This is a genomic window from Burkholderia perseverans, from assembly GCF_022870505.1.
Taxonomy (GTDB): domain Bacteria; phylum Pseudomonadota; class Gammaproteobacteria; order Burkholderiales; family Burkholderiaceae; genus Burkholderia; species Burkholderia plantarii.
In genome coordinates this window covers 2,031,091-2,054,147 of the sequence record NZ_CP045094.1, presented here as the reverse complement: position 1 = coordinate 2,054,147, position 23,057 = coordinate 2,031,091, and the positions used below count along the sequence as shown (strand labels likewise).

Here is a 23,057-nt window from a genome sequence, read left to right as displayed (position 1 = left end):
AAAACGATTCCGGCCCGACGAGCGTTTCAAATAAACTTTCCATAACGCCCTATTGTTTTATCGCTTGCATCAGCGCATCGATCGTTCACCGGCGAATAAACCAATCCCGGCGAAGCGGCACCGATATGAGGTGCTGCGATCGCACATCGTTCACATTTAAACAGACCAAAAAGATCCGGAACATTTCATTGATGAAATTTCGCTGAAAGCATCCACCAAACCCTTTCTGGGAGAGGATTTCGTCCCAGCCAATTAAGCGATTCATGGCGACTACCTGATTTTCGTGATTCGGGTCAACGATATAGGGGTTCGGGAAGGTAAAGAAAAAAACAAACATCCCGTTAACGCAACTACGACGAGCGGACGTCGCGCTGATTTTCGTCTCGAACCCTACTTTCAAGAGGTTAATCATGAAAATTCTGCGGCTGAGCATCAAGACCAAATTGCTTGGTGCTTTCGGCTTGCTGGCGGCAGTCGTGGTGGGCGTTTCGGCATTTGCGCTGAATGCGCTATCGGACACCAATCACGCGTTCGCCAGCTATACCGAAGGCATCAATGCGCGCGCCAACGTGGCCGAGGAAGTGCGCACGGCGGTGGACCGCCGCGCGATCGCGGCGCGCAACCTGGTGCTGGTGACGCGGCCCGACGACATCGCGCTGGAAAAGGCCGACGTGCAGCGCGCGCACGCGGACGTGCAGCACCGGCTCGCGCAGCTGCAGTCGATGCTGGCCGCCGCGCCCGACGCCACCGACCGCGCCCGCGCGCTCGCCGCCACCATCGCCGAGGTGGAGGGCCGCTACGGCCCGGTCGCGCTGCGGATCGTCGACCTGGCGCTGCAGGGCAAGCGCGACGAGGCGACCACCGCCATCGACAACGAGTGCCGCCCGCTGCTGGCCGAACTGGTGCGCGCCACCGACGCCTACGCGGCCTACACGCGCGAGCGCGAGGCCGGACTCGCGCAGGCCGGCGCCGAGCGCTACACGAACGTGCGCAACCTGATGGCCGTGATCAGCGCGGCCGCCGCCCTGCTGGCGATCGGCGCCGGGCTCTGGCTCACGCGCTCGATCACGCGGCCGCTGTCGGACGCCGTGCGGGTGGCGCGCACCGTCGCCGACGGCGACCTGACGAGCCACATCCAGGTGCGCGGCCACGACGAGACGCGCGACCTGCTCGACGCGCTCGACACCATGAACACGCGGCTCGCCGGCATCGTCAGCCGCGTGCGCGAGGGCAGCTCGGGCATCGCCGCGGCGGTCGGCGAGATCGCGGCGGGCAACGTCGACCTGAGCCAGCGCACCGAGGAACAGGCCGCGTCGCTGGAGGAAACGGCCGCCACCATGGAACAGTTCACGTCCACGGTGCGGCTCAACGCCGAGAACGCGCGCCAGGCCAGCGCGCTCGCCAGCAGCGCCTCGGATGTCGCGCAGCGCGGCAGCCACGCGGTGGGCCGCGTGGTCCACACCATGAACGACATCGGCGAGCGCTCGTCGAAGATCGCCGACATCACCGGCATCATCGAGGGCATCGCGTTCCAGACCAACATCCTCGCGTTGAACGCGGCCGTGGAAGCGGCGCGCGCCGGCGAACAGGGGCGCGGCTTCGCGGTGGTGGCGAGCGAGGTGCGTTCGCTCGCCCAGCGCTCGTCGGTGGCGGCCAAGGAGATCAAGGACCTGATTGCCGCCTCGGTGCAGACGGTGCATGACGGCGCCGCGGTGGCCGACGAGGCGGGCCGCACCATGACCGAGGTCACGCAGGCGGTGGCGCGCGTGACCGACATCATGGAGGAGATCGCGGCGGCCTCGACCGAGCAGAGCCGCGGCATCGAGCAGGTGAATCTGGCGATCACGCAGATGGACGAGACCACCCAGCAGAACGCGGCACTGGTCGAGCAGGCGGCGGCCGCGTCGAAGTCGCTCGAAGCGCAGGGGCGGCAGCTCGACGAGACGGTGGCGCGCTTTCGCGTCAACGCCGGGCCCCCGGACGCGCCGGTCGCGAGCGTCGTCCCCGAGCGCTACGCGGGCCACGCCGACTGGCGTCTGGCGACGGCATGAACGCCGCGCCCCGCCTGCTGCACGACGGCTCGACGGCCGCCGCGCGCGCCGCGCGGCGCCTCGGCCGCGCCCGCCACGCCGACGCGCTCCACCACTGCCTGCGCCACGCGCGGCGGCGCCCGCCGCGCGAACGACGGCCGATGCCGCGTGCGCTCTGAGCGCGCCGCACGGCATCGGCGCCTGGACGGACCGGATGGTCTCTCGCGTCTCGCGGCCCGCCCGGCTTGACGCGGTCGGCATGGCCCCCCGGACGGCACCGGCAGCGTCCGGCGGTTCCGTATACCATCGCGACACCCTTCACTCACACCGAGCCGCCCCATGAGCGACCTGTCCACGTTCCCGATCACGAAAAAATGGCCGGCGCAGCATCCGGACCGCATCCAGCTCTATTCGCTGCCCACGCCGAACGGCGTCAAGGCGTCGATCATGCTGGAAGAACTCGGCCTGCCCTACGAGCCGCACCTGGTGCGTTTCGACGCGAACGACCAGTTCTCCCCGGAATTCCTCTCGCTGAACCCGAACAACAAGATTCCCGCGCTGATCGATCCGGACGGCCCCGGCGGCCAGCCGATCGGCCTGTTCGAATCGGGCGCGATCCTGCTGTATCTGGCCGAGAAGACCGGCAGGCTGATCCCGGCCGACGCGGCCGGCCGCTACGAAACGATCCAGTGGCTGATGTTCCAGATGGGCGGCATCGGCCCGATGTTCGGGCAGCTCGGCTTCTTCCACAAGTTCGCGGGGCGCGAGTACGAGGACAAGCGCCCGCGCGACCGCTACGTCGGCGAGGCCAAGCGCCTGCTCGGCGTGCTGGAGGCGCGGCTCGCCTCGAACGCCTGGATCGTCGGCGCCGACTACACGATCGCCGACATCGCGACGTTCCCGTGGGTGCGCAACCTGGTGGGCTTCTACGAGGCGCGCGAGCTGGTCGAGTTCGAGCGCTTCCCGAACGTCGGGCGCGCGCTCGAGGCGTTCCTCGCGCGCCCGGCCGTGCAGCGCGGCCTGACGATCCCCGCGCGCGACTGAGCGTTCCGCCGCCGGCGCCGCGCCGGCCCGGCCTGGTGCCGGCGGCGCGGTGCGGCGCTTTCGGCGGCTTCGCGAGTTGGCGGCGCCGCGGCGTTCCCCTCTCCACTTCCCGTCACCTTTCCGGCGCGGCTCAAGCCTTCGCGTAGAGCGTCGATTCGTCGAACCGGTCGGTATCGAGCACGCGGCCGATCAGGATCAGCGCCGTGCGCTCGATCGCGGTGGCCGCGATCCTGCCGACGATGTCGGCCAGCGTCCCCGTCACGCGCGTCTCGTCGGGCCAGCTCGCGCGGTAGATCACGGCGATCGGGCAATCGTCGCCATAATGCGGGCGCACCTCCTCGACGATCTTCGCCAGATGCCGCACGCCGAGATGGATCGCGAGCGTCGCGCGATGCGCGGCCAGCCCGCCCAGCGCCTCGCCTTCGGGCATCGTGGTCTTGCCCGCGTAGCGCGTGAGGATCACCGTCTGCGCGACGCCGGGCAACGTCAGCTCGACGCCGAGCGTGGCCGCGCAGGCGGCGGTGGCGGTCACGCCGGGCACGATCTCGTAGGGAATCCCGAGCGCGCGAAGGCGGCGGATCTGCTCGCCGATCGCGCCGTACAGCGACGGGTCGCCCGAATGCACGCGCGCCACGTCCTGCCCCTTCGCATGCGCGTCGGCGAGCAGCGCGACGATCGCGTCGAGGTCCAGCTCGGCCGTATTGACGACCGTTTCGGCGCGATGCCCGTCGAGCACCGCGGCCGGCACCAGCGAGCCGGCATAGAGGATCACCGGGCAGCCGCGCACGAGGCGCTGGCCCTTCACCGTGATCAGCTCGGGGTCGCCCGGCCCCGCGCCGATGAAATACACCGTCATCTGTCGTGTTCTCCGTTGGAATGGGATGGCGCCGGGCGGGTCCGACGCAGGTCGTGCATGCGCCGGCCGGCTCTCGCGCCCGGCATCAGGTCGCGCGCCAAGCGGCGAGCGCGTCGGCCAGCGCGGCCGGATCGTCGAAACTGCGCCCGGGCTCGGGCAGCGCCGGCCGCTCGATCATCACGACCGGGATGCGCCGCTCGCGCGCGACCTCGAGCTTCGCTTCGGTCGCCGCGCCCCCGCTCATCTTGCTGACCAGCACGTCCACCCCGAGCAGCGCGAACAGTGCGCGCTCGGCGGACAGCTCGAACGGCCCGCGCGCGGCGATCACGTTCGCGCGCGCGTTGCCGCGATGTGCGTCGAGGCAGCGGATGGTCCAGTGCTGATGCGGAGGAATTTCGTCCAGATGCGCGAGCGGCTCGCGGCCGAGCGTGAAGAACGGCCGCGCGAACGGCGCGATCGCGGCGGCCACGCCGGACCAGTCGCGCACGAAACGCCAGTCGTCGCCGTCGCGCGCGCTCCAGGCCGAGCGGCGCAGCGCCCAGTACGGCGTGCCGGTGGCCGCGCAGGCCGCCGCCGCGTTCGCGCTGATGCGCGCGGCATACGGATGGGTGGCGTCGGCCACGAGAGCGATGCCGGCCTCGCGCAGCCAGGCGGCCAGCCCGTCGGCGCCGCCGAAGCCGCCCACGCGCACCTCGCAGGCCAGGTCGTCGGGCACCTTGCCGAGCCCGGCGAGGCTGTAGACGTCGGGGGCCGGCAGCGTGCGCGCGATCTTCAGCGCGTCGCCGGTGCCGCCGAGCAGCAGCACGCGCGCGGCGGCGCGGGGCGTGTCGGGCGAGGTGCCGCTCATGCGCCGCCGTCCGCGAGCGGCTTGCGGACCTCGTAGAGCGTGACGGGCAGCGCCGGGCGCCAGGTGTCGAAGCCGCCGAGCGGCGCCGCGCCGGCCAGCGCGACGCGCGTGAGCGTGCCGCCGTGCCGCTCGCGCCAGTCGAGCAGCGCAGCCTCGGCCTGCAGCGTCACCGCGTTGGCCACCAGCCGGCCGCCCGGCTTCAGCGCGGCCCAGCAGGCGCCCAGCACGCCGGGCTCGCTGCCCCCGCCGCCGATGAACACGGCGTCCGGCGCGGCAAGCCCGGCGAGCGCCTCGGGCGCGCGGCCCGCCACGATCGCAAGGCCCGGCACGCCGAGCCGGTCGCGGTTCAGCGCGATGGTCTCGCGGCGCGCCGCGTCGGCCTCGATCGCGAGCGCCATGCACGATGGATGCGCGCGCATCCATTCGATACCGATCGAGCCGGAGCCGGCGCCGACGTCCCACAGCAGTTCGCCCGGGGTCGGCGCGAGCCGCGCCAGCGTGATCGCGCGCATGTCGCGCTTGGTCAGCTGGCCATCGTGCTGGTAGGCGTCGTCGGGCAGGCCCGGGGTGAGCGGCACGGGCGGCGTGTCGGCCGCGCGCACGCAGTCGAGCGCGATCAGGTTCAGCGCGGCGACCTGCGGCGCGGGCCAGCCCTGCGCGAGCGCGTCGATGCGGCGCTCGTCGGGGCCGCCCAGATGCTCGAACACGCTGATGCGCGTCGCGCCGTAGCCGGCCTCGGCCAGCCGCGCCGCGAGCGCGGCCGGCGTCGCGCCGTCGGCGCTCAGCACCAGCAGGCGCCGGCCATGATGCAGATGGCGCGCCAGCGCCGCGAGCGGACGGCCGACACACGACACGATCTCGAGATCCTGCAGCGCCCAGCCGAGCCGGGCCGCGGCCAGCGATGCCGACGACGGCGCCGGCAGCACGCACAGTTCCTCGGCCGGCAGCTGCCGCGCGAGCGTCGCGCCCACGCCATGGAACATCGGGTCGCCGCTCGCGAGCACGCACACGGCCTTGCCGCGCCGCGCCAGCAGCGCCGCCAGATCGAACGGCTTCGGCCACGGCTCGCGCCGCGCGCGCAGGCAGGCCGGCAGCATCGCCAGATGGCGCTCGCCGCCGATCACCACGGCCGCGTCGATCAGCGCGCGCCGCGCGCGCTTGCCGAGCCCCGCGAATCCGTCGTCACCGATTCCGACCACCGTCAGCCACGCCGTCATGCCCCGTTCCCCATCCGTGTTCCATCCTCGCCGCGTTGCCGTCCATCGCCGCGTCGGGCACGCCGGCCGGCGCGCCCGGCGTATCTCGGCCGAACGAAAGCAGGCATAATACAGCCTCGTTCGCCGGTGCCCAACGGGCCTAACAGGGAACGCAGGGCGTGGCTTGCCGCGCCGCTGCGGCTGCCCCCGCAACTGCGCGCAGCGAGTGCGCCGCCCGTCGATGCCACGGCATGCGTGCCGGAAGGCGCGCGGCGGCAACCCGTTGCGCACCAGCAGACCTGCCGGCGCGATGAACGTGCCGGCCGGCATCAGGCGGGGTAAACCGATGCCGCTACGGCGCACGCGCGAGTCGCGGGCGCCCGTCTCCCGCCGGCTCGCGACCTGACCCGGCACGCCGTTGACTCGTTCGTTATCCTCCCTTCGCTCGCCCCCTGGCCCGACTCCGAATCCGACCGAACGGCCGGCCGATGGTCGGAGCGATGCCGCGTCCGCTGCTGCTCTGGCTGCCGACGCGGTGCCCGCTGCCGCGCCCGCCATCCCGGCGATCCGTCCGAGCGCCTGCCCGGGGCTGGTCCGCGTGGTCGCGACGAAGGACGGCGGACTCTGCCGCGTGCGGCTGCCGGGCGGCCGGCTCGATGCCGCCGGCGCGCGCGCGCTCGCGGCGGCGGCCCGCACGCACGCCTCGGGCGCGCTCGACGCGACCAATCGTGCAAACCTGCAGATCCGCGGCGTATACGCCGGCCACGAGGCCGCGCTCGCGGCCGCGCTGATCGACGCGGGCCTCGGCCCGCTGCCCGACGGCGGCGTCGATCTGGCCACGGCGGCACTGCGTGACGACCTGCGGAACGTGATGCTGAGCCCGGCTGCCGGGCGCGATCCCGGCGCGCTCGCCGATACGCGCGCGCTCGGCGCGGCGCTGCTCGCGATGTTGCAGACCGAGCCGCGCTTCGCGGCGCTCTCGCCGAAATGCTCGTTGCTGCTGGACGGCGGCGAGCGGCTCGCCGCGCTCGATCATCCGCACGACCTCTGGTTCGCCGCGCTGCACGATGCCTCGGGCGAGCCGCGCTACGCGTTCGGGCTGGCCGGCCGCCCGCCCGTGACGGCCGGCGATGCGCCCGCGCTCGCCACGGTGGCGCCCGACCAGGTCGTGGCCACCGCCCATGCGCTGCTGCTCGCGTTCATCGAACTCGCGCCGGCCGACGCGACACGGCTGCGCGACGCGCTCGCCGTGCTGCCCGCCGAGGCGCTGCTCGCGCACGCGGTTGAGCGGCTGCCGTTCGCGCCACGCCGCGAGGCGGCGCTGGCCGGCTGGCGCCGCAGCGCGGCCGAATCGTTGCGGCGCTTCGGGGTGCAGCCGGAAGCCGACCCGGCCACGCGCCAGGTCGGCGCCCAGGTGCCGCTCGGCCGGCTCGCCGCGGCCACGCTCGACGCGCTCGCGGCGCTGGCCGAACGCCACGGCGACGGCACGCTGCGCTTCACGCCGTGGCAGAGCGTGCTGCTGCCCGGCGTGCGCGCGGCCGATGCCGACGCCACGCTCGCCGCGCTGACCGCGCTCGGCCTCGTCGGCACGGCCGACGCGCCGCTCGCGCATCTGGTCGCCTGCGCGGGCAGCCGTGGCTGCGGCCGCGCGCTGGCCGACACCAAGGCCGACGCGCTGGCGCTGGCCGCGCGCCTCGCCGCGCCGGCCGAGGCGCATCTGAGCGGTTGCGCGCGCGCCTGCGCGCAGCCGTGGCCGGCCGCCGCCACGCTGGTGGCGATCGAGGCCGGCCGCTACGACCTTTACCGACGCGACGGCGAGACCGGCTTCGGCCGCCTCGCCGCGCGCCATCTGACGATCGACCAAGCCGCCGCGATGCTCGACGCGCCGCGGCGCACTCAGGACTGACTCGCATGCTCGACTACCTTCGCGACGGCCAGGCAATCTACCGGCAATCGTTCGCGACGATCCGCGCCGAAGCGGATCTGACGGCCATCCCGGCCGACCTGGAAAAACTCGCCGTGCGCGTGATCCACGCGTGCGGGATGGTCGACATCGTCGCCGACCTGCGCTTCTCGGCCGGCGCCGGCACGGCCGGGCGCGCGGCGCTCGCGGCCGGCGCGCCGATCCTCTGCGATGCGCGGATGGTGGCCGAAGGCATCACGCGCGCGCGGCTGCCGGCCGCCAACCCGGTGTGTTGCACGCTCGGCGAGCCCGAGGTGCCCGCGCTCGCCGCGCAACTCGGCAACACACGCTCGGCCGCCGCGCTCGAACTGTGGCGCCCGCAACTGGCCGGCAGCGTGGTGGTGATCGGCAACGCGCCCACCGCGCTGTTCCACCTGCTCGACATGCTCGATGCCGGCGCGCCGAAGCCGGCGCTGATCCTCGGCTTCCCGGTCGGCTTCGTCGGCGCGGCCGAATCGAAGGCGATGCTCGCCGCCGACAGCCGCGGCGTGCCGTTCGTGGCCGTGGCCGGCCGGCGCGGCGGCAGCGCGATGGCCGCCGCCGCCGTCAACGCGCTGGCCACGGAGGTCGAATGAGCCTGCCGTTCGATTCGCTCCTGCCGCCCCTGCCGGCTGAGCTGCTCGCCGACATCCCCGCCGCCCTGCCCGGTGACGTCGCGCCGGGCACGCCGCGCGGCAGGCTGTTCGGCATCGGCGTCGGCCCCGGCGACCCCGAGCTGCTGACGCTGAAGGCCGTGCGCCTGCTGCGCGCGGCGCCGGTGGTGGCCTACTTCGTCGCCAAGGGCAAGAAAGGCAATGCCTACGGCATCGTCGAGGCGCATCTGGCCGAGAGCCAGTGCCAGCTGCCGCTGGTCTACCCGGTCACCACCGAGGCGCTCGCGCCGCCGCTCAGCTACGAGCACATCATCGCCGACTTCTACGACACCGCCGCCGAGGTGGTGGCCGCGCATCTCGACGCCGGCCGCGACGTGGCCGTGATCTGCGAGGGCGATCCGTTCTTCTACGGCTCCTACATGTACCTGCACGACCGGCTCGCGCAGCGCTACGACACCGAGGTGGTGCCCGGCGTCTGCTCGATGCTCGGCGGCGCCGCCGTGCTCGGCGTGCCGCTCGTCTACCGCAACCAGACGCTGTCGGTGCTGTCGGGCGTGCTACCCGCCGACCAGCTGCGTGCGCGGCTCGAGAAGGCCGACGCGGCCGTGGTGATGAAGCTCGGCCGCAATTTCGACAAGGTGCGCCGCGTGCTCGAGGAACTCGGGCTGGCCGAGCGCGCGCTGTACGTCGAGCGCGCGACCATGGCGAACCAGCGCATCGTGCCGCTCGCCGAGGTCGATCCGATGGCCTCGCCGTATTTTTCGCTGCTCGTCGTGCCGGGGGAAAAATGGCAAGGCTGAACGTCGCGCCGGCCATCGTCGTGCTCGGTGCCGGCGCGCTACCGGTGGCCGAGCGGATTCGCGCGCGCTACGCGGGCGCGACCCTCCACGCGCTCACGGGCCGTGTGCAGGGCGACGTCGGGTTCGCCGAACTCGGTGCGCACCTGCGCGAGCTGTACGCACGCGGCACGCCGATCGTCGCGCTGTGCGCGGCCGGCATCGTGATCCGCTGTGTCGCGCCGTGCCTCGCCGACAAGGGCGTCGAGCCACCCGTGCTGGCGGTGGCCGAGGACGGCAGCGCGGTCGTGCCGCTGCTCGGCGGGCTGACCGGCGCGAATTTGTTCGCGCGCGAGATCGCCGAACTGCTCGCGGTGGCGCCTGCCATCACCACCAGCGGCGAGCTGCGTTTCGGTGCCTGCGTGCTGAATCCGCCCGACGGCTACGCGCTGGCCGACCTCGGCGCCGGCAAACGCTTCGTGTCGGACCTGCTGGCCGGCGCCGGCACGCGCGTGGACGGCGACGCGCCGTGGCTCGACCAGGTCGCGCTGCCGCTCGATCCGGATGCATCGCATGCGATCCGCGTGACGCCGCGCGTGGCCGGCGGCGGCGCCGGCGAACTCGTGATCCATCCGCGCAGCGTGGTGGTGGCGCTGTTGCCGGAGGCGCGGGCGGTGGCACCGCTGGCGCCCACGACACCGCTCCTGGACGCCTCGCTCGATTCCCGCGCCGATCCGCTTGCGGCCCACGTGCTCGACGCGCTGACTGCGGCCGGTCTCGCGCCGCTGGCGCTGGCCGCGCTCGTCGCGCCACGCCGGGCGATGCGCGACGCGGCGCTGGCAGGCGCCGCGCGCGCGCTCGGCGTGCCGCTGCGCTTCGTGCCGGACGCCGGCAGCGGAGATCGCGCCGATGCCGGCGCGCTGCTCGACGCGGCGCTCGCGTCGGCCTCGATCGTTGCGACCCGCGTCATGGCCGTCGATTCCGCTGGACAAGCCCTCGCTGCTCCGGCTCATCATGGCGTTGAGGCTGCCGTGCCCGTCGCGATCGCCGTGGCCGCCGCGCCCGTCGACGCCGACGCGCTCGGCCAGGCGCGCGGCAGCCTGACCGTGCTCGGCCTCGGCCCCGGCAGCGCCGAGTTGATGGCCCCGGCCGCGCGCGCCGCGCTCGCCTCGGCCAGCGACATCCTCGGCTATGCGACCTACGTGCGCATGGCCGGCCCGTTCCGTGCCGATCAGCGCGTCCACGAAACCGACAATCGCGAGGAATTGCAGCGCGCGCGGCACGCGTTCGAACTGGCCGCGCAGGGGCGCCGCGTGGCGATGGTGTCGTCGGGCGATCCGGGCGTGTTCGCGATGGCCGCGGCGGTGCTGGAAGCGCTCGACGGCAGCGACGACGCGGCCTGGGCCGACGTCGCGCTCGACGTGGTACCCGGCGTGTCGGCCGCGCTCGCCACCGCCGCGCAGGCCGGCGCGCCGCTCGGCCACGATTTCTGCGTGATCTCGCTGTCGGACAACCTGAAGCCGTGGAGCGTGATCGAGGAACGGCTCGCGCTTGCCGCGCGCGCCGATCTGGTGATGGCGTTTTATAACCCGGTGTCGCGCGCGCGGCCGTGGCAGCTCGATCGCGCGCTCGATATCGTGCGCGCGGTGCGCACGGCCGACACTGTTGTCGTGCTGGGTCGCGACATCGGCCGGCCCGGCGCCACGCTGCGCAGCACGACGCTCGGCGCGCTGAGCGCGGCCGATGTCGACATGCGGACCATGGTGATTATCGGCTCGTCGAAGACGCGCCGCTTCGTGAGTGGCGAGCGGGAGTGGGTTTATACGCCTAGGTTTTATGATTGATGGGGGTGTGGGTGGATGGATGGCCGGTCGGGGTGGTGGTTAGAGATCAGGCGACGGGCGACCCGTTGCAGTCGGTGAGCTTTTACCAAGTTGGTTGCACGGCGCATCGCAGTCTCCTCTTGATATCGTGAAATCCAGCACTGCCGCTCGATGGATGTCTGGTCGTGGCCGGCTCCTTTGCAACACTTCGGACAGGTCTGCCGGGGGCAAATTGCCGAAAATGGCCGGCAGGCCACCGTGCAAAAACGCGACCGTCGCAGATCGACCTTCTCGGTCACTCTGTGTATCGACTAGGCCGACCGATTTCGGCCTGATACCGATCCGTGAACTCGAGAGTGTCAGCGTCGCTCATTCACGGGGACGCAGAAATCGCCGCACTTCAACTGCCAACCAGTCGCGCAGGACCGATACCTTGGCGTCAGCGCCGCTTCCGGCGCGATACACGAGATCATAGCCGCGCTCGGCCTTTAGCCGGATGTCGTGAAACGGTGCAACGAGCCGTCCCGCCAGAATGTCGTCATGCACCAAAACACTACGGCCTAACGCGACACCTTCGCCGCGTATGGCTGCTTCAATTGCCATGCTACCGTGGCTGTATGCCGGACCGCGACCTCTGCGGCTCCGTTCCAGGCCTGCAAGTGCCAACCATCGATCCCAGTTCGCCAGCATTCTGTCCTCGTGCAGCAGCGTGCAGTGCGCGAGATTCGTCAGGTCCCGCAGGCCGCCCACATCGTCAAGATAACCGGGGCTGCACACCGGGGTGACGGTCTCTTCGAGTATCCGCTCGCAGCCTGTGCGGGGATACCGACCATTGCCATACCGCAGGGCCGCATCGACCTGACCGTCTCCGAGGTCGACATTGAGATCGGTCACATCAAGATGGATATCGAGTTCCGGATGCAGGGCCTTGAGCCGATGCAGCCGTGGCGCAAGCCATTTGCTCGCGAATGACACGCTCGTGCTGATTGTCAGGCGCGACACGGTGTCATGTCCGCGCAAGCGCTCCGCTTCGCGTGTCAGATCCCCCAGCAACCGCGCGACGACAACATGGAATTCGGCTCCCGCATCGGTGAGCACGATGCGACGCGTCAGGCGTCGGAAAAGCGGAACGCCGAGATGGTCCTCGAGCGTCTTGACGTGCCGGCTGACCGCACCGTGCGTGACATGGAGTTCTTCGGCCGCGAGCGTCATGCTCAACAGTCGCGCGGCTGCTTCGAAAGCTCGCAGTGTTTGCAGGGGAGGAAGCCGGTCGAACATGTGCATCGGTTATACGTGAGTTTGACTCACGCATTATATGACGACAAATGGTTTGTCAGTCCCGTGCAGTGGCTGCAGTATCGTGACCGCCGATCACGCTTACGCAAAAACATTCGATGTCTAGTCAATCCATCCAGTCCGATGTTCCCGTCGGGAATGCGACCACCACCCGCAAGCCCGTCACGCTTTATCAGTTTGGCGCAATGCTCCTGCTCGCAGTCATGTGGGGCCTGTCGATCCCGGTGACAAAATTCGGCCTTCAAACCATGCCGCCGTTGACGCTAACCACGATGCGTTACGGCGTAGCAGTGCCGCTACTTCTTGTCTTTGTCATTGTCGGCCGGCATTCACTGCCTTGGCGCGCTCTACCTCGCGTTGCTGCGCTTGGCGTGCTTGGCATTGGCATTGGGCAGGTCGCGCAGACCTTCGGTGTTGCCGGCACGTCGGCATCGGCCGGCACGATCATCTCGGCGACTATTCCGGTCTTTATCGTTTTCTTCGCTGCGATCCGCCTCAAGCAGCAGGTGTCCCGATGGCAAAAAGTCGGCCTGCTCGCAGCATTCGCAGGCATTGCAGTGGTCGCATTGGGACATCAAGGCGCGTCGGCAAGCGCACAAACGACGAGTGCCGGTGCAGCCTGGGTTCTGCTATCGGCGCTTGCGATTGCGTTCTATTACGTATGGAGCGTGGAATTGACAAACACTTACGGCACGGCAACTGTTGCCGCGTGGAGCACGCTATTCGGCTTCGTCGCATTGCTGCCTTGGTGCGCGCGTGAGATATCGCATGCTGCGCTTCATGTCACTACTCAGGGATTTGTCGCTGCGACCTACCTCGGCGTAGTCGTAACAGTCGCAGGTCTCTTCATGTGGCTGAACCTGCTGCGTGTCGTTCCTGCCCGGATGGCCGCGAGCGTTCAATATGTCCAACCGGTAATTGGCATCATAGCCGCCTCGGCTTTGTTCGGTGACCGCATCGGCATCTCGTTTGTCTTGGGTGTTGCCATGGTGCTCGGTGGGTTGATGCTGACAATGACCTCTCGTAGCGAACCGGGCCAGGCAAGCTGAAGGTAGAGCGTCTGTTGATCCGTAGCCGAATGCAACCTACCCTGAAGCAAACCGCGAAACGAATGTCTTGCGCTCCGCACGCGCGATGGGAGGAAGCACGAGCCAACGATGACGAGACTCAGGAATGCTGCCGGATCAACCAGTACGTTGGCGTGAACGAAACTTCGAATCGCGAAAGAAAGGATTGCCCCAGCAGGCCGTCGATACCCTGCCCGAACGGCGTCTTGGCTGCGGGATCAACCGACACGGGCACGGCGGAAGCCGCCACCTTGCCGAGCGTGACGGAATTCGCTTGAGCGAGCAGGCCGTCACGCGATCCATTGGCGGTCTGCAGATGAATATGCCGGGCCTGCGCGGTGTCGATCCGGGCACGCTGCGCGAAGTCCCGACTCATCACGACATAACTCGCGCCGGTATCGACGATGAAGGTGCCCTCCACACCATTGATGCGTGCATTGACCCGGATGGTGTTGCCGCCCGAGCGCGCAAAGCGCTCCTGCCCCGAGGCGTAGTTCGATGGACAGTTGGCCTGCGAGGCGTAACGGGCAATCCTATTCTTGGCCTCCACGTTGTCGGCACGCTCGGGATCGGCCGCTACCCACATCCGGATAGCGCTCGCCGCGTCGCAATACCGGCCGGCCTTGGCATGCAGATCGGCGATGCGTATGAACAGGTTGCTGGTGATCGACGCGCGGTTCGGTGACAAGGCCAGCACCTGCATGTAGTCGGCCAGCGCTGCGTCGTCCAGCTGGCCGACTTCGTAGGCACGGCCGCGATCGAAATAGTATTGCGGTTCCGTGGCGTCGTTCGCGAGCAGGCGATTGGCGACCGCCACCGCGCCCTTGGAGTCGCTGGAGGCAATCAGACCCTCGAGAGCCGCGCTCAGGAATCCGTCCGCCCTGCCGCATCGATCCACGAAACCGACCAGCGCGTCGGCACTCTCGCGCCGGTAACCGAGCCGGTCGATCTGCGCAGCCATGCGGCCCATTGCATCGCGATTGCAGGCTTCACGGCTCAGTTGAACCAGCGAGCGCCGAATCTCCGGCCTGGTCAAATCGGAAACACCGAGACTTGACAGCCGGTACGCATCGACAGCCGGTTTGATGTCATCGGGAATGCTTACCTTGACCTCGTCGCAAGCGGCTTGCGAGAGCAAGATCGCACAAAGCAGGAGTTCAGCCAGCCCCGCTGGAGTTCGCTTCATTTTGTTATTTTGTTCAGGTAAAGATCGGAATATTTAATGCCGAAAAATGAGATTCGATTTTCGCGAAATCTTAACACGTCATTCAGATATCACCGCGACCTGACGAAGGATCAAGGGTAGGATCGGGTGTATGGAACGGCCGCAACTGGCCAACAGTTGTCTCATGCCACGGCGTTCTGACCCTGGAAGCGGGCGGGCGGCAATCGAGCCGGTTCAGTGCGTGGCCGGACTCGTCTGCACTACAGAAAGATCGATACGGCCCGCCTCGGAATCGACGGCATGAACCGTCAAAACGCGTATACCTAGCGGGCCGCGCAGGGAGTGCACGACGGATAATCTGCTGATCGGCCCGCCGTACTTTGGAAATAGTGGGGAGGTCAAGCAAACGGTCACATTGCCGCCAACGAACGAGTCGAGCCATGTGACAGCATTGCCACATCCTTTCTGATATGTCGCTTTAACAGTTTCTTCATAAAACACATCTGTTTTAGCCGATGATCTGACCACCAGCGTTTCAACATCAGTAACAAGTAGCCAGAAAGGCAGGCAGTTAAGCGCGCCAAAAGCCAAGACGAAGACAATAATCTGTGATGGCAGGGCTGGCAGTCCACCCGCTTCCTGCATAGCTAATGGCGGCTTCGCGGACGAAGACGATGGAGAACGCCAGCGCGCGAGCCACAAAAGGGTTGCCAAAACGATCAGGCCGATTACGCTGATTACGGCAACCTCGAGCGGATTGATATGCTGAGCGAACTCTCTCGTTGCGAAGGTGGCAGATACGAGCGGTTGCAGAGCGAGCGCTACCGTGAGGCTTCCGATAAGGCTCAGGGACAGTAGTGTAAATATGTACTTCCGAAACCGCTGCATATGTGGTTGCTTCTCAAGAGTTCGCTCGACGACAGTAGCCGATTTTTGTAGCGTAATCTAGGACGGTCGAGTGTCCGTTCCTGGCCGAACACGGCCGACCGCCACCCTGCGACGCGCGACAATCGCAGACCGACCCGGAGCATCCGTCGGACGATCTTGAAAGCAGCCGTTCGAACTGGTCAGATTTGACCACAAGTAGACGACGTACTGCCCGGGCATACATGAGGCTATGGATTTAGTCGCTTGAATCGAATCTCTGCGATCGTCTGCAGAAGCAACCAGAAGCCGCACCAGAAAGCTCCGAATCTGGTCACCCACGTACTACTTCGTCGAGTCGCGGCGACTTGATCATCGAGGTACTGCTGAGTCCACCGAAACACTTCGGCACCGGAAATCGTCACTCGTGCCGGATGGGCGCCGCAGAACTCTGCCCGTACCGGGAAACCGACCCGCGCCTCGAAAAGGCTCGGATCAAGTGGGCCACACCCGCCCTTGGCGCAACGCGACAGAAGCGTGGCGTTGTCTCCTGCCTCCTGGATGAAGTAGGCATTTGTAATGTGCGATACGCGTCCGACAGCTACTTTGTCTATTACCGGATCACCGGACGCATTCAAGTGGCATATGTCCGAAAGCCTGGACGCGGGCGCTGGCTGCAGCATCGGCATAACAACGCTCAATAAGCCAGTGGCCACCATCGATATCGTGAAGCGACGTAACTTCACAGCGTCGAATCTTGCTGTCATCGGTGCGGTGTCGCCGGTCCTCGTCAAGGAACCAGATTGTCGACGATCCATGCATCCATGTCGAATGTCCGTTACTGGCTGCGGATTCAACCGGTAAACGCAGGCCGCCCAAGCAACTTTCCCTGCCGCGTGAGTACGCCCCCTCCCCCGCAGCGCCTGCAACCGTCACTCCGTGCGGCGCAGGCGCGCGTATCAAACCACGCATCCGCACCGGTTGAACCGGGGGGGTTATGCACCACCGATGCCGGCCGGCACGTGCCCGAGCCTCATCCACCTCGAACGGACCGCCAGGCGCAGCAAGCATCGTCCGCCCTTCTCAAGCCCCCACCGCCAACCCATCAATCATCACCTGATGGTACCCAAGCGAACAAGGCTCGATCCGCGCCACCACCCCAAACACATCCGCCAAACTTTTCGCCGTAACAACCACCTCCGGCGCACCAAAACGCTCGATACCACCACAATGCAGCAGCATCGCGCGATCGCAGGCGCGCATCGCCGCGTTGATGTCGTGCAGCACCACCACGGTAACGATCCCACGCTCACGCGTGACCTCGCGCAGCACCTGCATCACATGGAACTGGTGGTTCAGGTCAAGCGCCGAAAGCGGCTCATCCAGCAGCAGCACGTGCGGATCGCGCGCGAGCGCCTGCGCGATCCCCACCAGCTGCCGCTGCCCGCCCGACAGTTCATCGAGCGAGCGCGTCGCGAGCGCCCCGATGCCGAGCCGCTCGAGCACCACATGCGCGGTAGCCAGATCAGCGGCCGAGCCGTGCCGCGGCAAGCCCGGATCGCGCGCCGCGCGCCGCGCGACCAGCACCGATTCGAGTACCTGCAGCCGCACGCCGGCCGGCAGCGTCTGCGGCAGGTACACCACGCTGTGCGAACGCGCGCTGCGCGCCGACAGCGCGAGCGGCTCGCCGTCGAGCGTCAGCCGGCCGGCGCTGGCGGCGGTCAGCCCGGCCAGCACGCGCAGCAGCGTGGACTTGCCGCTGCCGTTCGGCCCGAGCAGCGCCGTGATCATGCCGCGCGGCAGCGGCCCGGCCGACAGCTCGCGCAACACCTCGCGCCGTCCATAGTGCACCGACAGCCCGTGAATCGACAGCCCGCTCATTGCGACGCCCCCTGCGAACGCACCACGATCGCGAGGAACAGCGGAATGCCGACCAGCGCCGTGACGATGCCAACCGGAATCAGCACGCCCGGCACGATCAGCTTCGAGGCGATCGACGCGAGCGACAGCATCAGCGCGCCGCACAGCAGGCTGCCCGGCAGATAGAAACGGTGGTCCTCGCCGAGCAGCGTGCGTGCGATGTGCGGCGCGATCAGGCCGACGAAGCCGATGGTGCCGACGAACGACACCGCGAGCGCCGACAGCACCGCCACCCGCAGCAGCGTGCCGAGCCGCAGCCGGCGCACGTCGATGCCGAAGCTGGCCGCGCGCTCCTCGCCGAGCCGCAGCGCGGTGAGCGCCCAGGCATTGCGCATCGACAGCGGCAGCGCGATCGCGAGCGCCGCCGCGAGCACGCCGATCTTCGGCCAGTCGGCGCGAGCGAGCGAGCCGAGCGTCCAGAACACCAGCCCCTGCAGCGCGTCGGCCGAGGCGATGAACTGCATCAGTTCGACCAGCGCATGGAACGAGAACACCAGCGCAATGCCCATCAGCACCACGCCGGCGGTGCTCATGCCGCGCCAGCGCGCGACCAGGTCGAGCAGCATCGCCGAGGCGAACGCGAACACGAACGCGTTCGCCGAGATCACCCAGGTCTGCGGCACATGCGGGATCGCCACGTCGAGCACGATCGCGAGCGACGCGCCGAACGCGGCGGCGGCCGACACGCCGAGCGTGTACGGGCTGGCCAGCGGATTGTTGAGGGTGGTCTGCATCTCGGCGCCCGACAGGCCGAGCGCGGCGCCCACCACCAGCGCCATCACCGCATACGGCAGGCGGATCTGCCAGACGATCACGAGGTTGGCCGGATCGGCGCCGGCCGGCGAGAAGATGGTACGCAGCAGCGTCGCCAGCGGCAGGCCCGACGGTCCGGATGAAAGATCGAACAGCAGCGAGGCCACGATCAGCAGCGCGATCGCCACGAGGCACAGCACGCGACGCCGCGTGAGCCGCGCATAGGCGCGACGCGCATGGCCCTCGTCGGGCGCATGCGCGTGCGGGTTGGCCGTCGGATGAGCCATCGAGTTGGCAGTCGGCTGGGCCGCCGGGTCGATCGGAGCGGCCGGCCCACCGCCGCGGCCGGCCGGCGCGGCCGGGGCCGCCGGAAGCGGCGCGCTCATCGCGCCGCCTGCTGCGCGCCGCCCGCCGGCAGCGGCGAGTCCACCCATTCGGTGCCCGACACCGGCACCGCGAGGAAGCGGCGATACAGCTCGGCCTGCGTGGCGTGGACGTCGAGCGACGCGAAGCGCTGCGGATAGAACCACTTCGCGAACGCCTCGATCGCGATGATGTTGTACGGCGAATCGTAGTAGTTGTGCGCGATGCCGTGGACGCGGCCGTCGTGGATCGCCTTGATGGTGTCGAAGCCGGGCCGCGCGACCAGTTGCGCGAGGCTCGCGCGCGCATCCTGCTCGCTCGTCAGCGCGCCCACCCGCAGCGACGCGAGGCCGGGCTTGGTGCGCGCGCCGGTGGCGATGTAGACGTCGGGCCGCGCCGTGATGATCTGCTCCATGCTGAGGTCGCCGAGCACGCCGGGCAGCAGGCCCGCCGCGATGTTGCGCCCGCCCGCGGCGGTGATGAACTCGCCGAAGTTGCCGTTGCCGGCGGTGTGGCAGCAGCCGGCGTCCCAGACGCCCGCGAGCATGTCGATGAACACCTTCGGACGCTGCGCCTCGGGCACCGTGTCCACCACCTGCCGCACGCGCGCCAGATGCTGCTGGTAGAACGCGATGTAGTCGTTCGCCTCGCGCTCGCGGTGCAGCACCTGGCCGAGCAGCCGGATGCTCGGCAGCGTGTTCTGCATCGGGTGCAGGCGGAAATCGATGAACACCACCGTGGTGCCGGTCGCCTCGAGCTGCTTGACGAGCGCGTTGTAGCGGCTCGGGCCGTGGCCGGCGATGCTGAAGATCGCGACGTCGGGCTTCAGCGCGAGCGCCTTCTCGTCGCTGATGCTGTCCTCCGTGGCCTTGCCGATCAGCGGCACCTCGCGGATCTCGGGGAAGGTCTTCGCATAGGCGTTGAACGCCTGCGGATCCATGGTCGGCAGGTCGCCCTGCCAGCCGACGATGCGCGCGAGCGGATGCTGGCCCTCGAGCAGCGCGACGGCCTCCAGCGTGCGGCTCTCGCCGAGCAGGATGCGCTTCGGCTCGGCGGCCGGAATCCGGATCGCGCGGCCGGCCAGATCGGTGACGGTCTGCGCGTCCGCGGCGGCGGCGGTCGTGGCGGCGGCGGCCTGCGCGGCGAAGGCCGGCGCACCGGCGGCGCAAGCCGCGCCGGCCAGCACGACGGTGGAAAGCGCGCGCGCGGCCGGCACCGCGATCACGACGGACGCGGCCGCCCGGGCCGCGCGAACAAGGCTGGAAATCGACATGGTGGACATCTCAAATGAGAACGATTGCTATTTGTGCGTGGCCGACACTGTAGCGACGCTTTGTAATGCCGGTGTGTTGGGCGCGGGCGCTTTTGTAATGGATTGTGTTGGGCCGGCGCGCGGGCTCAAAGTCGATGCGCGGGTCGATGCGATTGCCGCTCGCGCGGCGCGCCGGTTCGCGGTAACGTCGCGCAGGCGCGCGGCGCGCCCGGCGCGAGATCCGTCTCCGGACAGACGCCGCTTCGTTGCCCTTTTGCCCCGTTACGCCCATGACCTTTCGCCTGTGGCCCGATTCGCTGTTCGGCCGTCTCGTGACGATCCTCGCGGCCGGCATGTTCGCCGGCCAGCTGCTGACCAGCACGATCTGGTTCGACACGCACGACAACCGCGCGCTGGAGATTCCGGCGCGGCTGTTCGCGAGCCGCCTCGCCGACACGCTGCGCCTGCTCGACAACGCGCCCGACGCGGCCACGCGCGACGCCACGCTCGCGCGCCTCGCCGACGCGCGCTACCGGCTGCGCTGGGTGGCCGCGCCCGAGCCGGCGCCGGCCTCGCCCTCGTTCGTGCAGCGCGCCACGGGCGGCCTGATCGCGGGCGTGATCCAGCGCCGGCTCGGCACGCCGGTGGAAGTGCGGCTGCTCGATGCGCAACTGCGCGACGATGCCGGGCGCCATCTCGGCATCCTGAGCCTGTTCAACTCGCGCATGCCGATGGGCGACTTCCACCTGCAATTGCAGGTGCCGAATCAGGGCTGGCTCGACGTGGTGGCGCACGAAGGCCAGGCCGGCATGCACAGCGAGCCGGGCGCGCTGGTGGCCGACTATCTGTTGCGGCTCTACCTGATCCGTTTCGTGGCCGTCTGCGGCTTCGCGTTCGTCGCGGTGCGCTTCGCGCTGCGCCCGCTGCGCGCGTTCGCGAAGGCCGCCGAGGCGCTCGGCCGCAACATCTATCGCGCGCCGCTCGCGCTCGACGGTCCGCAGGAGGTGCGCGGCGTGGCGAAATCGTTCAACGCGATGCAGCAGCAGCTGATCGACAGCTTCGCCGCGCGCACGCGCTTCCTGACCGCCGTCTCGCACGATCTGCGTTCGCCGCTCACGCGCCTGCGGCTGCGCGCCGAGATGCTGCCCGATCCGCTCTGGCGCGAGCGGCTGCGCGGCGACCTGGACGAGATGGAGGCGATGCTGCGCGCCACGCTCGACGCCGTGCAGGGCATCGAGATCACCGAGCCGCGCCAGCGCATCGACGTCGACTCGATGCTGGCCGGCCTCGCCGAGGACGCGCGCGACGCCGGCCACGCGGTGCGTATCGACGGCCACGCGGGCGCGCCGTATCCGGGCTTCGCGCGCAACCTGAAGCGCTGCCTGCAGAACCTCGTCGACAACGCGATCCGCTACGGCAGCGACGTCTCGATACAGGTCACCGACGACGGCCGCGCGCTGCGCATCGTGATCGGCGACCACGGGCCGGGCATCCCCGATCCGGCGCTGCTCGAACGCGTGTTCGAGCCGTATTTCCGCGCCGTCACCACGCACGACGGCGCCCCCGCGCCGGACGGCACCGGGCTCGGCCTCACCATCGCGCAGGGCATCGCGGCCGCGCACGGCGGCACGCTCACGCTGCGCAACCGGATGGACGGCGCGCGCATCGACGGGCTCGACGCCGAACTGGTGCTGCCGCGCGAGGCTTGAGGCGGGAGATGTGAGGCGGCGGGTGCGGGACGGCAACGTCGCGCCGGATTGGCGAACCCGCGCGGCGCCGCTTCGCAAATGCGGCGCCCGCTGCGGACCGGACCCGGGCCGCGGCCGCCGGCCGTGACAGACTTTGCCGGTTTGGGCAGGCGCTGCCCGTTTCCGTCCACCGTCGAGGTCCGCTGCCGATCCAGGCCGCCGGCCGTGCCGCCGGGCGCGCCGTTTGCCGGCGCGCGGCGGCATGGGCCGGCCCGCGCCGGTTCGAAGCGGGCGGTCCGCGAGGCACGCCGCATCCGGCCGGCCTCGCGGCGCGGCGTGCCGGTCGCGACCGCGCCGCCCGCCCGTCCCTCTTCCACCGCCTGCCCATGAACCGCTTCGATCCGCATCTCCTGCTCGACCTGCCCGGCTATCCGGAGCATGGCTACGCGCGGCTCGCCGATCGCATCCGCCACCTGCTCGCCACCTCGGCCGACATCCTGTTCGTGCAGGCCGAGGCCGCGTTCGCACTGGAGGCCGTCGCCACCAGCCTCGCGCGCCCGGGCCTGACCGCCGTGAACATCGTCACGAGCCGCTACGGGCGCTGGTTCGGCGCCTGGCTGCGACGCGGCGGCGTGAGCGTCCACGACGTGACGGCCGCGCCCGGCCAGGCGATCGCGCTCGACGCCGTCGAGGCCTGCGCCGCCGGGCTGGAGCGCGTCGACATCGTGGCCGCCGTGCATGCCGAATCGTCGACCGGCGCGCTCAACCCGATCGCCGGCCTCGCCGCGCTGGCCCGCGCGCACGACGCGCTGTTCGCGGTCGACGCGGTCGCCTCGGTCGGCGGCCATCCGCTCGAACTCGACGCGCTCGGCATCGACGTGGCCGTGATCGGGCCACAGAAGGCACTGGCCGGCCCGGCCGGCGTGTCGGCCGTGGCAGTCGGCGCGCGCGCCTGGGCGCAGATCGAGGCGGCGCCGGATTTCGCGCCGTCGGGCCTGTCGCTGGCCGCGCTCCGCCGCGACTGGCTGCAGCGCGATCGCGGCCTGCTGCCGGGCTCGCCGTCCGCGCTCGAATTCTGGGCACTGGAGGCCGCGCTCGACCGCATCGAGGCCGAGGGCATCGCGCGAATGGTGGCGCGCCACGCGCAGGCCGCGCGCGCGAGCCGCGCCGCGCTGCGCGCGCTCGGCGTGACGCCGTGGATCGCGCACGACGACGACGCCTCGGCGCTCGTCACCGCCGCACCGGTGCCACCCGGCGTGGACCCGCTCGCGCTGATCTCGCACGCGCGCCGGCACGGCGTGGAACTCGCGCCCGGCTCCGGCGAGATCGCCGGGCAGATCGTCCGGCTCGACCACACGGGCCTGCGCGCCACCGCCGACGCCGTGCATGCGAACCTCGTCGCCTACGGCTGCGCGCTCGAGCAGCAGCGTTATCCGGTCGATCTGGACGCGGCCGGGCAGGCGATTGCCGACGCCTACGCGGGCGAGTGACGCGCGCCGGCTGACGGTGAAGCGGACGCCGGATCGTCCGGCTCGATCGAACCGGCCTGCGCGCCACCGCT

General features: G+C 69.6%; 20 protein-coding genes and 1 riboswitch. Of the genes, 10 read left to right on the top strand and 10 right to left on the bottom strand.

Annotated elements, in window-relative coordinates:
• Positions 1–85: 85 nt before the first annotated feature.
• Positions 86–412 carry a hypothetical protein gene (locus BpN12_RS23785; RefSeq protein ID WP_246797864.1) on the bottom strand — a complete coding sequence of 109 codons (327 nt, stop codon included), beginning with the start codon at positions 410–412 and terminating at the stop codon, positions 86–88.
• Between BpN12_RS23785 and BpN12_RS23780 the strand changes: the two genes are divergently transcribed.
• From BpN12_RS23780 to BpN12_RS23770, 3 genes are all read left to right on the top strand, one after another.
• Positions 411–2,051, top strand: a complete 1,641-nt coding sequence (locus BpN12_RS23780) for a methyl-accepting chemotaxis protein (protein WP_246797863.1) — start codon at positions 411–413, stop codon at positions 2,049–2,051. The two genes, BpN12_RS23785 and BpN12_RS23780, sit on opposite strands and share 2 nt — an antisense overlap.
• Positions 2,048–2,209 carry a hypothetical protein gene (locus tag BpN12_RS23775; protein WP_246797862.1) on the top strand — a complete coding sequence of 54 codons (162 nt, stop codon included), beginning with the start codon at positions 2,048–2,050 and terminating at the stop codon, positions 2,207–2,209. Before BpN12_RS23780 ends, BpN12_RS23775 begins: the two co-directional genes overlap by 4 nt.
• A 160-nt stretch (positions 2,210–2,369) precedes the next feature.
• Positions 2,370–3,074, top strand: a complete 705-nt coding sequence (locus BpN12_RS23770; protein ID WP_246797861.1) for a glutathione S-transferase N-terminal domain-containing protein — start codon at positions 2,370–2,372, stop codon at positions 3,072–3,074.
• 130 nt (positions 3,075–3,204) lie between these two features.
• On the opposite strand, the gene cobM is transcribed toward BpN12_RS23770, so the two are convergent.
• The 3 genes from cobM to cbiE all read right to left on the bottom strand — a co-directional run bounded on the left by cobM (position 3,205) and on the right by cbiE (position 5,994).
• Positions 3,205–3,930, bottom strand: coding sequence for a precorrin-4 C(11)-methyltransferase (gene cobM, locus BpN12_RS23765; protein WP_246797859.1), 726 nt, complete (start codon positions 3,928–3,930; stop codon positions 3,205–3,207).
• Positions 3,931–4,015: 85 nt separating this feature from the next.
• The gene (locus BpN12_RS23760) at positions 4,016–4,777 is read right to left on the bottom strand and encodes a cobalt-precorrin-6A reductase (RefSeq protein WP_246797858.1); all 762 of its coding nucleotides are present in this window, start codon (positions 4,775–4,777) and stop codon (positions 4,016–4,018) included.
• Complete coding sequence (gene cbiE, locus BpN12_RS23755) at positions 4,774–5,994, bottom strand: precorrin-6y C5,15-methyltransferase (decarboxylating) subunit CbiE (RefSeq protein ID WP_246797857.1); 1,221 nt, start codon at positions 5,992–5,994, stop codon at positions 4,774–4,776. Before cbiE ends, BpN12_RS23760 begins: the two co-directional genes overlap by 4 nt.
• Positions 5,995–6,102: 108 nt before the next feature.
• A riboswitch (cobalamin riboswitch) is annotated at positions 6,103–6,294 on the top strand.
• A gap of 214 nt (positions 6,295–6,508) precedes the next feature.
• Here cbiE and cobG point away from each other — a divergent pair.
• From cobG to cobJ, 4 genes are read left to right on the top strand one after another with little or no spacing between them, the layout of a single operon-like run.
• On the top strand, positions 6,509–7,879 hold the full coding sequence (gene cobG / locus BpN12_RS23750; RefSeq protein WP_246797856.1) for a precorrin-3B synthase: 1,371 nt from the start codon (positions 6,509–6,511) through the stop codon (positions 7,877–7,879).
• 5 nt (positions 7,880–7,884) lie between these two features.
• Complete coding sequence (locus BpN12_RS23745; RefSeq protein ID WP_198252352.1) at positions 7,885–8,511, top strand: precorrin-8X methylmutase; 627 nt, start codon at positions 7,885–7,887, stop codon at positions 8,509–8,511.
• Entirely contained in the window at positions 8,508–9,329 is an 822-nt protein-coding gene (locus BpN12_RS23740) for a precorrin-2 C(20)-methyltransferase (RefSeq protein WP_246797855.1), read from the top strand. The genes BpN12_RS23745 and BpN12_RS23740 overlap by 4 nt, the downstream gene beginning before the upstream one ends.
• Positions 9,326–11,149 (top strand): precorrin-3B C(17)-methyltransferase, encoded by a 1,824-nt coding sequence (gene cobJ / locus BpN12_RS23735; protein WP_246797978.1) that lies wholly within the window; start codon positions 9,326–9,328, stop codon positions 11,147–11,149. The genes BpN12_RS23740 and cobJ overlap by 4 nt, the downstream gene beginning before the upstream one ends.
• A gap of 348 nt (positions 11,150–11,497) precedes the next feature.
• Here cobJ and gcvA read toward each other — a convergent pair whose 3' ends face one another.
• Positions 11,498–12,412: a transcriptional regulator GcvA gene (gcvA, locus tag BpN12_RS23730; protein WP_246797854.1), complete on the bottom strand. Its 915-nt coding sequence runs from the start codon at positions 12,410–12,412 to the stop codon at positions 11,498–11,500.
• 110 nt (positions 12,413–12,522) lie between these two features.
• On the opposite strand from gcvA, the gene BpN12_RS23725 reads away from it, so the two are divergent.
• On the top strand, positions 12,523–13,473 hold the full coding sequence (locus BpN12_RS23725) for a DMT family transporter (protein WP_246797853.1): 951 nt from the start codon (positions 12,523–12,525) through the stop codon (positions 13,471–13,473).
• A 118-nt stretch (positions 13,474–13,591) separates the two neighbouring features.
• Here BpN12_RS23725 and BpN12_RS23720 read toward each other — a convergent pair whose 3' ends face one another.
• The 5 genes from BpN12_RS23720 to BpN12_RS23700 form a co-directional block, all read right to left on the bottom strand.
• On the bottom strand, positions 13,592–14,677 hold the full coding sequence (locus tag BpN12_RS23720; RefSeq protein ID WP_246797851.1) for a retropepsin-like aspartic protease family protein: 1,086 nt from the start codon (positions 14,675–14,677) through the stop codon (positions 13,592–13,594).
• Between the two features lie 213 nt (positions 14,678–14,890).
• On the bottom strand, positions 14,891–15,544 hold the full coding sequence (locus tag BpN12_RS23715) for a hypothetical protein (RefSeq protein WP_246797850.1): 654 nt from the start codon (positions 15,542–15,544) through the stop codon (positions 14,891–14,893).
• A 1,059-nt stretch (positions 15,545–16,603) separates the two neighbouring features.
• Complete coding sequence (locus tag BpN12_RS23710) at positions 16,604–17,401, bottom strand: ABC transporter ATP-binding protein (protein WP_246797849.1); 798 nt, start codon at positions 17,399–17,401, stop codon at positions 16,604–16,606.
• Positions 17,398–18,480: a FecCD family ABC transporter permease gene (locus BpN12_RS23705; RefSeq protein ID WP_246797848.1), complete on the bottom strand. Its 1,083-nt coding sequence runs from the start codon at positions 18,478–18,480 to the stop codon at positions 17,398–17,400. The genes BpN12_RS23710 and BpN12_RS23705 overlap by 4 nt, the downstream gene beginning before the upstream one ends.
• A gap of 95 nt (positions 18,481–18,575) precedes the next feature.
• Positions 18,576–19,829, bottom strand: a complete 1,254-nt coding sequence (locus BpN12_RS23700) for an ABC transporter substrate-binding protein (RefSeq protein WP_246797847.1) — start codon at positions 19,827–19,829, stop codon at positions 18,576–18,578.
• A 269-nt stretch (positions 19,830–20,098) separates the two neighbouring features.
• On the opposite strand from BpN12_RS23700, the gene BpN12_RS23695 reads away from it, so the two are divergent.
• Positions 20,099–21,517 (top strand): ATP-binding protein, encoded by a 1,419-nt coding sequence (locus BpN12_RS23695; protein WP_246797846.1) that lies wholly within the window; start codon positions 20,099–20,101, stop codon positions 21,515–21,517.
• A gap of 365 nt (positions 21,518–21,882) precedes the next feature.
• Positions 21,883–22,986 (top strand): pyridoxal-phosphate-dependent aminotransferase family protein, encoded by a 1,104-nt coding sequence (locus BpN12_RS23690; RefSeq protein ID WP_246797845.1) that lies wholly within the window; start codon positions 21,883–21,885, stop codon positions 22,984–22,986.
• Positions 22,987–23,057 lie beyond the last annotated feature (71 nt).

What these genes read in the sequence shown, in the direction of transcription:
- BpN12_RS23775 (WP_246797862.1), top strand. Translation starts at nt 2,048, where the DNA reads ATGAACGCCGCGCCCCGCCTGCTGCACGACGGCTCGACGGCCGCCGCG.
- BpN12_RS23705 (WP_246797848.1), bottom strand. Translation starts at nt 18,480, where the DNA reads ATGGCTCATCCGACGGCCAACCCGCACGCGCATGCGCCCGACGAGGGC.
- BpN12_RS23710 (WP_246797849.1), bottom strand. Translation starts at nt 17,401, where the DNA reads ATGAGCGGGCTGTCGATTCACGGGCTGTCGGTGCACTATGGACGGCGC.
- BpN12_RS23760 (WP_246797858.1), bottom strand. Translation starts at nt 4,777, where the DNA reads ATGAGCGGCACCTCGCCCGACACGCCCCGCGCCGCCGCGCGCGTGCTG.
- BpN12_RS23720 (WP_246797851.1), bottom strand. Translation starts at nt 14,677, where the DNA reads ATGAAGCGAACTCCAGCGGGGCTGGCTGAACTCCTGCTTTGTGCGATC.
- BpN12_RS23700 (WP_246797847.1), bottom strand. Translation starts at nt 19,829, where the DNA reads ATGTCGATTTCCAGCCTTGTTCGCGCGGCCCGGGCGGCCGCGTCCGTC.
- BpN12_RS23715 (WP_246797850.1), bottom strand. Translation starts at nt 15,544, where the DNA reads ATGCAGCGGTTTCGGAAGTACATATTTACACTACTGTCCCTGAGCCTT.
- BpN12_RS23740 (WP_246797855.1), top strand. Translation starts at nt 8,508, where the DNA reads ATGAGCCTGCCGTTCGATTCGCTCCTGCCGCCCCTGCCGGCTGAGCTG.
- BpN12_RS23780 (WP_246797863.1), top strand. Translation starts at nt 411, where the DNA reads ATGAAAATTCTGCGGCTGAGCATCAAGACCAAATTGCTTGGTGCTTTC.
- BpN12_RS23695 (WP_246797846.1), top strand. Translation starts at nt 20,099, where the DNA reads ATGACCTTTCGCCTGTGGCCCGATTCGCTGTTCGGCCGTCTCGTGACG.
- cobM (WP_246797859.1), bottom strand. Translation starts at nt 3,930, where the DNA reads ATGACGGTGTATTTCATCGGCGCGGGGCCGGGCGACCCCGAGCTGATC.
- BpN12_RS23745 (WP_198252352.1), top strand. Translation starts at nt 7,885, where the DNA reads ATGCTCGACTACCTTCGCGACGGCCAGGCAATCTACCGGCAATCGTTC.
- BpN12_RS23690 (WP_246797845.1), top strand. Translation starts at nt 21,883, where the DNA reads ATGAACCGCTTCGATCCGCATCTCCTGCTCGACCTGCCCGGCTATCCG.
- cbiE (WP_246797857.1), bottom strand. Translation starts at nt 5,994, where the DNA reads ATGACGGCGTGGCTGACGGTGGTCGGAATCGGTGACGACGGATTCGCG.
- BpN12_RS23785 (WP_246797864.1), bottom strand. Translation starts at nt 412, where the DNA reads ATGATTAACCTCTTGAAAGTAGGGTTCGAGACGAAAATCAGCGCGACG.
- BpN12_RS23725 (WP_246797853.1), top strand. Translation starts at nt 12,523, where the DNA reads ATGTCTAGTCAATCCATCCAGTCCGATGTTCCCGTCGGGAATGCGACC.
- BpN12_RS23770 (WP_246797861.1), top strand. Translation starts at nt 2,370, where the DNA reads ATGAGCGACCTGTCCACGTTCCCGATCACGAAAAAATGGCCGGCGCAG.
- gcvA (WP_246797854.1), bottom strand. Translation starts at nt 12,412, where the DNA reads ATGCACATGTTCGACCGGCTTCCTCCCCTGCAAACACTGCGAGCTTTC.